This window comes from Paenibacillus sp. GCM10027627, assembly GCF_042675505.1.
Classification (GTDB): domain Bacteria; phylum Bacillota; class Bacilli; order Paenibacillales; family Paenibacillaceae; genus Pristimantibacillus.
On sequence record NZ_JBHTHB010000002.1, the window covers coordinates 437,318 to 451,165 of the forward strand.

A 13,848-nucleotide genomic window follows, 5' to 3' on the forward strand; every position below is an offset into this window, starting at 1 on the left:
ATTAACGTTCCACCCACGCTTTGGACGACATCCGCTGCTCTACGATATCCCATTCCGGCAGCGCTTCCCAATCGCCGCGCATTTGCACGACAAGCGAGCCGTTAATGCTAGCCAGACGGACCGCTTCAACGGGGCTCATGCCCTTCATGATGCCCGCCAAAAAACCGGCGCAAAAGCCGTCGCCCGCACCAACCGTATCGACCACCTGATCCGCCGGGTAAAAGGGGACGGAAACTTCCGTTCCTTTGTCCAGCACAACGGTGGCGTCTCCCATCCCTTTTACGATGCTGATCGCTTTAAGCTCGTCCAAACGGCTTTTGATTTCGGTGTAATGATCCGTATCGTACAGCAATTTCAGCTCGTCCCAGCCGGGCAGAAAATAGTCCGCGTCCGCAGCGAGCGGCAACAGCGTCTCGCGCGCATCCTCAATCGACCAAAGCTTCAGACGCAAATTCGGGTCAAAACTGACCTTCACACCTGCTTCTTTGGCGATGTCGACGGCACGGCGAACGGTTTTGCGGCCTTCTTCGCTAATCGCGCAAGTAATGCCTGTTACATGGAGCAGCTTAGCTCCTTGAATGTACTTTTCATCAAGGTTCTCCGGCACCATCTTGCTGGCGGCGGAACCCTTCCGGAAATAATGGACGGCCAGCCTGCCCGCCACATGCTCGCGGAACATCATGCCCGTAGGCGCATCTCCGCTTAGTTTGGCGCGGGAAACATCGACGCCTTCTCCGCGCAGCGCTTTCAAAATAAGCTTGCCAAACGGATCGTTGCCTAGCGCACCGAACCAGCCGACGGACGAACCTAATCGGGCAAGACCGATCGCCACGTTGCTTTCCGCTCCGCCGAAGCTTTGCTCCAGCGTTGCGGCACGTTCGATGGACTTGTGCTCCTCGGGCATAAACAGCGCCATGGATTCCCCGAACGTTACAATTTGAGGTGAAGCTTCATGCACGACTTAATCCTCCCAATTACCCGTTCTATTCTTATTTAAAAATCGGATTTACCATAAAAAAGATCATAGCCACATAAAGAACAAGGACAACAAGGCTAAGCACTTTTGCTTTGTTGATATGAGCCGAAGCGCTTTGCCCGTTTTGAATCGAGGACACCACCAGCTTAAGCGGCTTCGTCACTATGCCCCCGACAGCAGCGATGCCAAGGAACAATGCCGTTACAATAATCATCCAAATGACAGCGTATTCGCCTTGCGCCATCAAATAACCGCCTGTAAGCAATTGAATGATCAAAAAATATTGCGCAATCCGGTTTGCGGAGAGAAGTCCTCCCGCCAGACCCGCTTGTCCGTTTCCTTCCGCCTTGGAAGCCCCGCCAAGCATAATGGGCAATACAATATAAAATCCCATTCCGACAGCTCCAAGAACATGCAATAACATCATAGCTCCAAACATTTCTATTCCTCCTGTTTCATTTTTACCTATACTAAATAGTTTATCAGAATCCGCATATTTTTCAAATGAACAAAAACCAACATCCGTTGTTTTCGAGTGTTTTTTTGGGCAAAAGAATAAGCTGGCGCCCTTGATTATTAAAGGAACTCAAAAAAAATTGCCCGCAATCAATGCGGGCTCAAGTGGTTTGTATTTAAAGAGTGGGGTTGTTAATTCATAGTATAGGGACAAATTATTAATAAAACCTGAGAGCAACCTTACAGGAAGATTAATTTTTTACATAAACAACGTTTTATGCTCTTCCGCCCATTCCGCATACGTTTTCGCTGGGCGTCCCGTTACCTGCTCCACCGTAGGAAGTATGGTATACCCGATTTCCGGCGGATTTTTGCCCATTTGAACAAAAAACTCGATCGACTCCTCGTCATAGCCCTGCTCTTGCCATCTCAATCGGGCTTCCGTCTCGCTCAACTCTTGGAACTCGATCGGCTGTCCAATCGCATTAGCGATAACCTGCACCGCTTCCTTGCGCGACAGAGCTTCAGAACCCGTTAAATAGTAGCTTTGCCCATGATGACCGTCTTCGAGCAACGCGGTGATCGACACGCTGGCAATGTCCCCCTCATGAACTCTGGAGCTGCGGACGGAAGCAAAGGGCTCGCGAACGATTCCTTCCTTGCTGATCGATTGCTGCCAGTCGACGATTGAATTCGCCATAAACTCGACGGGCTTAAGCAGCGTCCATTGCATTGCGCTTTCCATCAACGTCGTTTCAAGCGCGCCTTCTTCGTAAGAAACAAGCACCGATACCCGCTCCACCCCCGCTTTCGCCGCGAGTCCGATCAGATTGGGATCTGTTTTCCAAGATTCATAGCCGTCGATGCTGGCCGCAATGAGGTGAATGCCCGTCACCCCTTGCAACGCTTCTTGCAGCGTCTCTGCCTGTGTAAGATCGCCTCTGACCACCTCTACGCCCGCCGGAAACTGCGCCTTCTCCGGACTGCGGGTAACCGCCCTCACTTTCACCCCTCTGTCCAAAAGCTGACTCACGACATGTTTGCCAACGGTTCCCGTTGCGCCTGTCACTAAAATCGTCATTTCAATTTCCTCCTAGTTTTTATATTTCAGTTGAATGTGCTCAACTTCCTTAACCAATCGTTCTTTCAAATCCTCCGGTGCTAGTATAGAAACGGCCGAGCCAAAGCTTAAAACCACCGATACCGCATAAGCCATGGAATAAAAAACGGTATGAACATCGATATAGGTTCCATGATGCATGCACTGCCCCGGAAAACAAGCAATAACTCGCGGCTGGCTCGTATCTTCGAACCTCAAATGCGCCTGGAATGCAAGGCCTCCTCTTTCTTCCCAAACATGAGGACGATGTTCCTTTTCCCGCTCTGCAAAATGTTCCTCTAAGGAAACGAGCCCTTCGATTCTGGAAACTCGAAAACACCGCTTCGCTTGCCGAAGCAAGCAATAGCCCTCCAAATACCACCACCCCCGCTCCCAATAGAGCCGGGAAGGTTCCACTTGCCGCTCCGTCTCCTCCCCTGCCGAATTGGCATATGAAAACGAAACGATCCGTTTTTGCTGAACGGCTTCATACAGGGGCCCGATATCATCCTTTTCTTCCTCTGCCGCGCTAATGTCCAGCAAGTAAGAAGGTTGCCCCAACCCTTGCAAGAGGCTCGGCTGCAAGCTGCCCAGCTTATGAATCAGCGAAACAACTTGGCTTCCGCCGGTGTTATCCCCCCCTCTCAAAAGCTGGTACATAACTATAAAATCTTCGATAGAGAAATGCTGTTTCGATAAATAAAAACCGTCCATAAGCTCGAACCCGCCGACTGTCCCCGAATAAGAAGCGACGGGAATGCCCGCTTCGTTAATCGCGTCAATATCCCGATAGATGGTGCGTACCGATACTTGGAATCTCGCAGCCAGTTCTGTCGCCGATACACGCTTATTGGTCATCAGTTCCATCGTAATGCCGAGCAGACGATCCCATTTCAACGTTCCCCCTCCCTTCCGCAGCCTTTTTTCCTATCTCCCATACGACCATATTAAGGCCCAAACTATGACAGCTAGTGTGTCAGTATTTAAATCGCTTTTTAAACTTTTTGCATAAAAAAAAGACGAAGCAATAAGCTTCGCCTCATCTTTTTTCATGACCTTTTGAATCCACGGAGGCTGTTTCTGGCCTCGTATTTGTGTCCCTTATATCTCGTCCTTTAATTGGAGCCGGAAGGAATGCCATGTTTGCACAGCACACCGTGTATCGCAAAATAAGCTACATCGCCGGGCAGCTCATCTTTAATAGGCTTAAGCCGTTCCGATCCTACACGCTCGATTACTTCCAAAATGATGCCTTCTTGATGTGGAGGCACGATTCTATCCCAATCCACCTCATGCCCTTCGCTTGCGGCCCGTATAATATGGCCTTCGACGGTGACTTGGCTGAATCCTCTGCTTGCGGCTACCTCTTTGGGCGTTAAACCGCTGTTGAACAGCTGGAGAGATTGAACGTGGCTTGGCGCATCGCCGCCAGAAGCCCCTCTGGATGTTGCAGCCGTTCGGGGTCGAGCAACGTTAGCCGATTGACTCCTGCCGCCCTCTTCCTCTGCAAACGGGGCAATAACCGCCAGAAGCCCCTCTCCGTATTTGCCCGCCTTGGCAGCGCCGATCCCTTTGACGTCCATAAGATCGTCAATTGAAGCTGGCCTGGCGTTTGCAATATCCCGGAGCGTCGCATCAAAAAAGATCATAAACGGAGGCACGCCTTCCTTCGCGGCCTCCAGCCGTCTCCATTGTTTGAGCGCTTCAAACAGCGGCGACGAAGCTGCCGACGGATCGAGGTTTGCTTGGCGCACAGTAGCTCGCACTCGCTGCGTAATCGCTTCTTTGCCCTCTAGTACGGGCAGCGCATTCGCCGTCAGGGAAACCGTCGGATATTGGCCTTCGCTAAGCCGCATATATCCTTCCGCTACAAGCCAATACAGCCAGTCCGCAATTTCCTTCTCCGGCAAATGGCGCATTAAACCGTAAGTCGTCAGCCGATCCAGTCCGAACTCCAGCAACCTTTTGTCACGCGAGCCTTTCAGCACCTTCGCAGCCATCATTACCCCAAACCGGCCTTTCATTCGGCCGACGCAAGAAAGGGCCATCTTGGCATCCTCCGTCCGGTTTACCGGCTCGCTCTTGTCGAGGCAATTGCTGCATTTCCCGCAGTTTGGCACATCGCTTTCTCCGAAATAATCGACGATAAACTGTTGCAAGCAGCGCTGGGTACGGCTGTAATTCATCATCGTATGCAGCTTCGATAACTGGATCGACTTGCGATCCTGATCACCCATCCCTTGCTCAATCAAAAAGCGTTGCACTTGCATATCGGCAGGCTCAAACAAGAGAATACATTCGCTCTCCTCTCCGTCTCGCCCCGCTCTTCCCGCTTCCTGATAGTACGACTCCACGTCTCCCGGCATTTGCCAGTGGAGCACATAACGGACGTTTGGCTTATCGATTCCCATGCCGAACGCATTGGTCGCGACCATGACGCGCACCTCGTCAAACCGGAATTTCTCCTGCGTCTCCGCTCTTTCAGCATCTGACAAGCCGCCGTGATATTTGCCCGCAACGATGCCAAAACCTTGCAGCGCAGAGCAAACCTCTTCCGCTTCCTTGCGCGTGGCGGTATATACGATTCCGGATTGATGCTCTCTTTCCGCTGCAAACTGTTTCAAAAACCTCTTTTTGTCCACACCGCTCACAACGGAAAGGGACAAATTCGGTCTTGCAAAACCTGTTACATATTTGCGCGGGTTATTCAGCTTCAGCATATGGCAAATATCATCCGCGACCTCTTCGGTCGCCGTCGCCGTAAACGCGGCAACAAGCGGCCGATTCGGCATTTTGCCAATCCAGCCTGCAAGCTGTCGATAGCTCGGACGGAAATCGTGCCCCCACTGGGAAACGCAATGCGCTTCATCGATTGCGATGAGCGGAATTTGCATCTGTTCCGACAGCGTTTGAAACATGGGGGCATCTAACCGCTCGGGAGCGACATACAGCAGCTTATATTCCCCGTTCATGGCCGCCCGAAGCACATCCCGATATTCAGCCGCCCCCAGCGAGCTGTTCAAAAAGGCGGCCGCAACGCCTACGCGCTGCAAGCTGTCGACTTGGTCCTTCATGAGGGAAATGAGCGGCGAAATCACTAACGTCGTACCCGGCAGCAGAAGCGCCGGAATTTGGTAGCAGATGGACTTACCGCCCCCTGTCGGCAAAATAGCGAGCGTATCGAAACCTTGAACGATACCGTCGATAATTTCATCCTGTCCTTTGCGGAAAGAATCGTATCCATAAATGTCCTTCAACAGCTGGCGAGCTTTTCCCATGACAATGCCTCCCTTCCTTTAGAATGGAAAAAACCCTGGCATCCAAAAATGTCAGGGTCCTCCCGTACCTTACAATCCAAATCTTAATGAATCCATTCATTATCCGCCTTGTACGATCCCAATCACGTTGCGAACGGATTCTGCGGATTTATCAAGCGCGGCCTTCTCATCTGCTGTCAGCTCCAGCTCAATGACCTTTTCGATGCCGTCTCCGCCGATGATGGCAGGAACGCCCATAAACAGGTTATTGTAGCCGTATTCGCCTTCCAAATAAGCGATAACCGGAATAATTCGTTTCTTATCCTTTAGAACGGCTTCCGTCATTTGCACAAGCGCTGCGGCTGGAGCGTAATAAGCGCTGCCGTTGCCGAGCAGACCTACGATTTCGCCGCCGCCGACGCGGGCTCTTTGAACGATTGCCTCGATCCGATCGGCAGGAATAAGCTTTTCGATCGGGATGCCTGCCACATTGGAATAACGTACGAGTGGAACCATGTCATCGCCGTGACCGCCAAGAACGAAGCCACGAACGTCTTCAACCGACACGTTCAGTTCTTGTGCAATAAAGGTACAGTAACGGGCAGTATCGAGGACGCCGGACTGGCCGATCACTCGATTTTTTGGGAACCCGAGTGCTTCGTAAGCCACGTAGGTCATGGCGTCGACCGGATTGCTTAAAATGATGATGTAGGCATTTGGGCTAGTAGCTTTTACATTTTCGCAAACAGATTTCACGATACCGGCATTCGTGTTCACAAGATCGTCTCGGCTCATGCCTGGCTTGCGCGCTACACCGGCCGTAATGATGACGACATCCGAATCCCGGGTGTCTTCATAATTGGATGTACCGACGATGTTTGCGTCGACTCCGATAACGGGGGTTGCTTCCAGCATGTCCAGCGCTTTGCCTTTAGTCGGATTTTCCAATGGAGCGATATCGACCAAAACGATGTTACCGAGTTCTTTTTGAGCCAGCATGAGCGCCGTCGTTGCGCCTGTGAAACCAGCGCCTACAACCGTAATCTTCTTGCGAGTAATAGCCATTCCAAACGCCTCCCAAAAATAGTTTGTCTTAAGCGCAAAGAGAGCCATAGGCTCTCCCGCATTTGATCTAAATTTTCTGTACTTATCCCATATAGTTTGCAGTAAACAACCCAATTCAACTCTGGTTGACCAGTAGCCTCTGTCATTAATCAATGGTCTTCTCATTAATCCATGATGTTGTCATTAATCAATGGTCTTCTCATTAATCAATCACTATCACAATGGTTGTCCACTCATCTCAACCTCTCTCGGCCAAGATGTCCTAAAGGACATCAGCCTCTCCCCACCGCACATACGCGCTCCTCTTTCCCACCGACGTTATTCATGCGGGAGTCCAGAGGGCGCAGCGCCTTGGGGCCCTCCCTTGGAAGGGAGGGTTTGGGAGGGTTCGAAAAGAATTCGAAAAAGGGCCGTAGGAACCCCTCCTACATATTCTTAATGATTTCGTCAGCAAAAGCAGAACATTTCACTTCAGTAGCGCCTTCCATCAGACGTGCGAAGTCGTATGTTACCGTTTTGTTGTTGATGGATGTTTCCATGCCTTTATAGATCAGGTCAGCCGCTTCTTGCCAGCCCAAGTGCTCAAGCATCATAACGCCGGACAAAATAACGGAACCAGGGTTTACAACGTCTTTGTCCGCATATTTAGGAGCTGTGCCGTGAGTTGCTTCGAAGATAGCATGTCCAGTCAAGTAGTTGATGTTAGCGCCCGGAGCGATGCCGATGCCGCCTACTTGAGCAGCCAGAGCGTCGGACAGGTAGTCGCCGTTCAGGTTCAACGTAGCGATAACGTCGAAGTCAGTTGGACGAGTCAATACTTGTTGCAACGCGATGTCCGCAATAGCGTCCTTCACGATGATTTTGCCAGCTGCTTCAGCGTCTGCTTGCGCTTTGTTAGCAGCGTCAGTGCCTTCTGCTTCTTTAATGCGGTCATATTCGCCCCAAGTGAAAGTTTGCTCAGCGAACTCCTGCTCAGCCACTTCGTAGCCCCAGTTTTTGAACGCGCCTTCTGTAAATTTCATGATGTTGCCTTTGTGTACAAGCGTAACGGATTTTTTGCCGTGTTTGATTGCGTATTCGATCGCTGCGCGAGCAAGACGTTTCGAACCTTCGGAAGAAACTGGCTTAATGCCGATGCCGGATGTTTCAGGGAAACGAATTTTGTTTGCGCCCATTTCTTCTTGCAAGAACGCGATTACTTTTTTAACCGCTTCAGAACCTGCTTGGTACTCGATGCCCGCATAGATATCTTCTGTGTTTTCACGGAAAATAACCATGTCAACCAGCTCAGGGCGTTTAACCGGGGAAGGTACGCCGTTGAAATAGCGAACTGGACGCAAGCAAGTGTACAGGTCAAGCTCTTGACGAAGCGCAACGTTCAGGGAACGGATGCCGCCGCCGATTGGCGTAGTCAATGGTCCTTTAATCGCAACGATGTATTCGCGGATTGCTGTCAGCGTGTCGGCAGGCAGCCACTCGCCATATTCGTTGAACGCTTTTTCGCCGGCGAATACTTCGTACCAAGCGATTTTTTTGGAGCCGCTATATGCTTTCTCAACAGCCGCGTCTAGAACGCGTTTGGAAGCGCGCCAAATGTCGCGGCCCGTTCCGTCGCCCTCGATAAAAGGAATAATCGGATTGTTAGGAACTTGAAGAACACCGTTATCAATTGTGATTTGCTCGCCTTCTGTCGGCAGGGCGAATTTTTCGAACTTGGACATGAATAAATTCCTCCTAAAAAAGTTTAATTGCTGTTGTAAACGTTTTCTACGAAAGTGGTTTACGCAATAAATTCATTTCGGTTTCGTAAACAATATGAACTTAAATAGCTTAAGCAAGGAAACAGAAGAGAACAAGCTTGCACCCGCCTCTTCTTTTTCCTTGAATTAATAATTAGCGCTCGTCAATTGGAACGTACTTTGCGTTGACAGGACCTACATAATCCGCACGAGGACGGATCAAGCGGTTGTCTTGGTATTGCTCAAGAATATGAGCGCTCCAGCCGGATACGCGGCTAATTGCGAAGATCGGCGTAAACAGGTCGCGCGGAATTTCAAGAGCGGTGTATACGGATGCCGAGTAGAAGTCTACGTTTGGCTTCAACCCTTTTTGGCCTGTTACAAGCTCTTCGATTTTAATGGACATTTCGTACAGTTCCATGTTGCCAGTCAGCTTGCCCAGCTCGCGGGACATCTTTTGCAAATGCTTCGCGCGCGGGTCGCCGTTTTTGTAAACGCGGTGTCCAAAGCCCATAATTTTCACTTTGTTGGCAAGCGCGTTATTGATGTAGCTCTCCACATTCGCGGAAGATCCGATTTCCTCAAGAGTAACCATAACAGCTTCGTTAGCTCCGCCATGCAACGGTCCCTTGAGGGCGCCGATAGCGGAAGTAACGCCGGAGTAGATGTCGGACAACGTAGCAACCGTTACGCGAGCGGCGAACGTGGAAGCGTTCAGCTCGTGGTCGGCATGGAGTACGAGCGCTTGGTCAAGCGCCTTCACTGCAACGTCTGCCGGTTCTTTGCCAGTCAGCATGTAGAGGAAGTTGTGCGCAACGGAAACGCCTTGTTTAGGCGCAATCGGCTCTTTGCCTTCACGAATACGGGCAAATGCAGCGACTACTGTAGGCAGCTGAGCTTGCAATTTAATCGCTTTCAACTGATTAGCCTCAGGGCTCATGTCATTTGCAGACTCATCGTAAAGAGCCAGGCTCGATACTGCGGTACGAAGCGCAGCCATGGAATTGGCATCCTTCGGATACAGCTTAAGTCCTTCCAGGACAGCGTTTGGAACCTCAGCGTATTGATCGAGCTTCTTTTGCAGCTCGCTCAGTTCAGAACGGTTAGGCAGCTTTCCGTACCAAAGCAGATAGGCAACTTCTTCGAAAGAAGCGTTTTCTGCAAGATCGTCAATGTCAATGCCGCGATACGTCAGTACTCCGTCAATAATAGAACTGATGGACGACGTTGCCGCGACGATTCCTTCCAGACCTTTTGTTGCTGTCATCGTTCTCTCTCCTTTATACTCGAAATAGAATGAACATTTTGAAATGGAAACGTTTTTGTAGCACTGTATTTAATCATAAATGATTTTTTTGGGGAAGCCAACAAAATCGGACATAAAATTGCTTTATCGGCTTCATTGATATTTTGAATCGGTTATGTACGAATACCTTGTTATACGATTTTCAAGGTGCCCGACAGCTAATTATTCCTCTTCCAAATCGGGATTATACTTAGAAATGATGCTGCGGGTATGATAAAATGTCCAGTAAACTACCGGCATGCTAGGCATGCCGAACCGGAGGCAATTATGACAGGTCAACGCATTGGAATCATCGATATCGGCTCCAACTCCATAAGGCTCGTCATTTACGAAAGAACCGACAGCGGTGCCCATCGGGTTGTTGACGCCAGCAAAAGATCGGCGAGACTAAGCGGAAAAGTAGACGCAAGCGGCGCTTTGCCGGAAGAAGCAATTGTGGAGCTGGCTGATACGCTGCGCCATTTCCTTCGGATCTGCTCGCTTCACGGGATCGCGCAAACGCGCGCGGTGGCCACTGCCGCCATTCGCAATGCGGCTAATCAGAGCGATATTTTGGCCCGTATTAAAAGCGAGATCGGACTAACCATCGAGCTTCTGTCCGGCGAAGAAGAGGCGTCATACGGCTTTCTCGGCATGATCAATTCACTGAACGTCACCGAAGGCTATTTAATCGATATCGGGGGCGGAAGCACAGAAGTGTCGCTCTTTCAAAACCGCAACCTCATCCATTCCGTCTCGTTTCCGTTCGGATGCGTCAGTTTGAATAAATTGTACGACTCCAAAGAACTTTTTTCCGACGAGGCGGTAAAAGCAATCGAAGGACTTGTAGCCGATGCCGTCAAGGAACATCCCTGGATTCGAAAAATGCCAGGCCTTCCCCTCGTAGGAGTAGGCGGTACGGTACGGGCCTTTGGCAAGGTGCATCAAGGAGCGCACCACTATCCTTTTGCCCAGACGCATAATTATGAAATGTCAGAATCGGGAGTCGACGACCTTTTTCATAACATGAGGAAGCTTCCTCTAGACCGCAGGCGGAAACTGCCGGGCTTGTCCAAGGACCGCGCCGATGTTATCGTCCCTGGCGCAGCCGTCATGCGAGCTCTGTTCCGGGCTACACGCGCTTCCCATTACCAAATTTGCGGCGCTGGACTGCGGGACGGGCTGTTTCATGCCACACGGTTTCCGAACCGGCCAAAGCTGGACGATCCGCTTGCATTCAGCCTGAGCAATATTAGCTCCTTGCATACCGAAGCTCCTAGGCAGCATATGATGCAAGTCAACCGAATCGCCATGGAGCTGTTTGAAGCGCTGCATCAGAAAACCGATATCCATACGGAATCGGCGCTGCTGCTAAATGCCGCTTCTCAATTGTATCGAATTGGCGCGTCTATCGACTATTACGACTATGCCAGACATTCTTTTTATTTAATCGTACATTCTCATTTAAACGGATTGTCGCATCGGCAAATCATCATGACGGCCGCTATCGCTTCTTTTAAAGGAAAAGGACGCGCGAGAGCCCAGCTCGCCGAATATCGCTCGCTTATTAGCGAATCGGATCTTGAGCTCATATGCAGGCTCGGCTCCGTGTTGCAGCTTGCAGCAGCGCTGGACAGAAGTGAAAACCAATCTATCGGACAACTTTCCATTCGGAAAACCGAAAAAAAGCTCCTTATTATTCCGCTTCATCCTAGAAGCTCTTTGGCTGTTGAGCACCGTGAAGTGGAGGAAATTGCAGCGGATTTCAAAAAGCACTGGAACCTCGTTCCAGTGCTCGAACACTTCGGGATGCAGCGCTAAGCGTGGCCCTTCCACAGTGAAATGGAATTGGCTTCAAATTGACTGCGTAAAGGCTTGTCGCTTTTGCCGGACAAAGTTTCATAAAGTCCGTTCGGCTTCAGCTCGCGAGCCTTTACGTTGTCCTCCAAATTCAGCCTCAGCATATTAATGAGCATAACGCGAAGCTCCGGGTCGAAGACCGGACACATCAGCTCGATCCGCTTCATCAGGTTGCGAGTCATCCAATCCGCGCTGGAAAGATAAACCTCTTCATCCCCATTATTATAGAAATAAACGACCCTTGCATGCTCCAAATACCGGTCTACGATGCTGATAACGGAAATATTTTCGCTGCGACCGGGCACCCCTGGCCTCAAACAGCAAACTCCCCGTACAATGAGCTGAATTTTTACTCCCGCCTGCGAAGCTTCATAAAGCTTATCAATCATCTCTTGGTTGGACAAAGAGTTCATCTTGGCTATAATATGCGCTTTGCGCCCGGCCAAAGCATTGTCCCGCTCCCGGTCAATAAGCCGGTACAGCTTCTCTTTCAGATCGGTCGGCGCTACTCCAAATGCTTTCCATTCATAGGGAGACGAATAACCGGTCACTTCATTAAAAAGAGCGGAAGCGTCGCCGCCAATGACGGGATGGGAAGTAAACAGGCCAATATCCGTATACAAAGTTGCCGTATTGTCGTTGTAATTGCCCGTTCCTACATGAACATATCTTCTAAGGGTGCCTTGCTCCCGCCTTACGACCAGCAAAATTTTGGCATGCGTTTTAAGGCCCACCAAACCGTAAACGACATGGCAGCCCGCTTTTTCCAGCTGTCTGGCCCAGGCAATGTTGCGCTCCTCGTCAAACCTGGCCTTCAGCTCAACAACAACCGTTACTTGTTTGCCGGATTCCGCCGCTTTGGCCAAAGCTTGAACAAGCGCAGATTGTCCGCTGACCCGATAAAGCGTCATTTTGATCGCCAAAACATCGGGATCGTATGCGGCTTGCAGCAAAAAGTCGTTAACCGCTTCAAACGATTCATAGGGATGATACATAAGTACGTCTCTTTGCCTGATGACCTCGAACATATCGTCATTTTCATCCAGCTCTCGCGGATAAACGGGCTCAAGCTTCTCATATCTTAAATTGTCATAACCGGTTAATCCATTGGAAAAACGAAGAAGGAAGCTTAGATCAAGCGGACCATCGATTTCAAACAAATTGTCTTCGATCTCAAGCTCTTCCCTTAACGTTTCCAGTGCGTACGGATGCATCCCTTTTGCCACTTCCAAACGAACTGGAATGCCCCAGCGGCGTCTGCGCAGCTCCTTTTCGATCTCTTCCAGCAAGTCTTCCGCGCCCTCTTCGTTAAGCGTCAAATCCGCATTCCGCGTCAAACGGAAAGGGTGAACTGAAAACGGCACATATCCGTTAAACAAGGTTTGAATAAATTGCTCAATGATATCTTCCAAAAGAACAAATTCTTGTTTCTTGCTGTTGACTCGGCCCGGTACGGGAACGTAGCGGCTTAATATAGAAGGAACCTGAACGATCGCAAACAGGGGCTCATCTTCCTCGGAGGCATGCTCACGTTTAAGCAACACAGCCAAATAAAGCTCTTTTGTATGCACGAGCGGAAACGGGCGGCTTTGGTCGACCGCCATCGGCGTGAGTACAGGAAACACAATTTCGTGGAAATAATCCGAAACGGCTTTCGTTTGCGCAGCGTTCAGCTCATCAATCGTCCGAATGCAAATGCCTTCTTTACCGATCGACCGAATAATTTCCCGGTACGTTTTGTACTGCTCAGCGACCATCGCGGTCGTTCTCTTAATAAGCCGTTTCCATAAACCGGCTGGCGTATATCCCGTAAAATCCGTTTTCGTTAGTCCGGCTCTCATCTGATCCTGGATGCCGGCTACACGGACACTCATAAACTCATCCAGATTGCTCGATACAATAGACAAAAACTTAGTTCTCTCCAAAAGCGGGTTGCGCACATCCTGCGCTTCTTCCAGTACCCTTCGGTTAAACTCAATCCAGCTTAAATCTCGATTTACATAATGGGACAGATGTTTCATTGGTTGGTTTCTCCTCCAGGGTTTGTGAACAAACCCACTTCGTAAGCATTCACTTAGGGTTTGTGAACAAACCCACTTCGTAAGCATTCG

10 protein-coding genes are annotated in these 13,848 nt (G+C 50.1%); 1 reads left to right on the forward strand and 9 read right to left on the reverse strand.

Going from position 1 to position 13,848, the window contains the following annotated elements; translation table 11 throughout:
• Position 1: 1 nt before the first annotated feature.
• The 8 genes from ACFQZE_RS10015 to citZ all read right to left on the reverse strand — a co-directional run bounded on the left by ACFQZE_RS10015 (position 2) and on the right by citZ (position 9,859).
• Positions 2 to 958 carry a sugar kinase gene (locus tag ACFQZE_RS10015; RefSeq protein WP_379356337.1) on the reverse strand — a complete coding sequence of 319 codons (957 nt, stop codon included), beginning with the start codon at positions 956 to 958 and terminating at the stop codon, positions 2 to 4.
• Between the two features lie 31 nt (positions 959 to 989).
• The gene (locus tag ACFQZE_RS10020) at positions 990 to 1,415 is read right to left on the reverse strand and encodes a hypothetical protein (RefSeq protein WP_379356339.1); all 426 of its coding nucleotides are present in this window, start codon (positions 1,413 to 1,415) and stop codon (positions 990 to 992) included.
• 276 nt (positions 1,416 to 1,691) lie between these two features.
• Positions 1,692 to 2,513, reverse strand: a complete 822-nt coding sequence (locus ACFQZE_RS10025; RefSeq protein ID WP_379356341.1) for an NAD(P)H-binding protein — start codon at positions 2,511 to 2,513, stop codon at positions 1,692 to 1,694.
• Between the two features lie 12 nt (positions 2,514 to 2,525).
• On the reverse strand, positions 2,526 to 3,428 hold the full coding sequence (locus tag ACFQZE_RS10030; protein ID WP_379356343.1) for a helix-turn-helix transcriptional regulator: 903 nt from the start codon (positions 3,426 to 3,428) through the stop codon (positions 2,526 to 2,528).
• Positions 3,429 to 3,646: 218 nt separating this feature from the next.
• On the reverse strand, positions 3,647 to 5,809 hold the full coding sequence (recQ, locus tag ACFQZE_RS10035; protein ID WP_379356345.1) for a DNA helicase RecQ: 2,163 nt from the start codon (positions 5,807 to 5,809) through the stop codon (positions 3,647 to 3,649).
• Positions 5,810 to 5,908: 99 nt separating this feature from the next.
• Entirely contained in the window at positions 5,909 to 6,853 is a 945-nt protein-coding gene (gene mdh, locus ACFQZE_RS10040) for a malate dehydrogenase (protein ID WP_379356347.1), read from the reverse strand.
• Between the two features lie 425 nt (positions 6,854 to 7,278).
• The gene (gene icd, locus ACFQZE_RS10045; protein WP_379356349.1) at positions 7,279 to 8,574 is read right to left on the reverse strand and encodes an NADP-dependent isocitrate dehydrogenase; all 1,296 of its coding nucleotides are present in this window, start codon (positions 8,572 to 8,574) and stop codon (positions 7,279 to 7,281) included.
• A 172-nt stretch (positions 8,575 to 8,746) separates the two neighbouring features.
• Positions 8,747 to 9,859 (reverse strand): citrate synthase, encoded by a 1,113-nt coding sequence (gene citZ / locus ACFQZE_RS10050; RefSeq protein WP_379356351.1) that lies wholly within the window; start codon positions 9,857 to 9,859, stop codon positions 8,747 to 8,749.
• Between the two features lie 306 nt (positions 9,860 to 10,165).
• Between citZ and ACFQZE_RS10055 the strand changes: the two genes are divergently transcribed.
• The gene (locus tag ACFQZE_RS10055; protein WP_379356353.1) at positions 10,166 to 11,698 is read left to right on the forward strand and encodes a Ppx/GppA phosphatase family protein; all 1,533 of its coding nucleotides are present in this window, start codon (positions 10,166 to 10,168) and stop codon (positions 11,696 to 11,698) included.
• Here the strand turns inward: ACFQZE_RS10055 and ACFQZE_RS10060 are convergent.
• The gene (locus tag ACFQZE_RS10060; RefSeq protein ID WP_379356355.1) at positions 11,695 to 13,758 is read right to left on the reverse strand and encodes an RNA degradosome polyphosphate kinase; all 2,064 of its coding nucleotides are present in this window, start codon (positions 13,756 to 13,758) and stop codon (positions 11,695 to 11,697) included. The genes ACFQZE_RS10055 and ACFQZE_RS10060 overlap by 4 nt on opposite strands.
• Positions 13,759 to 13,848: the final 90 nt, after the last annotated feature.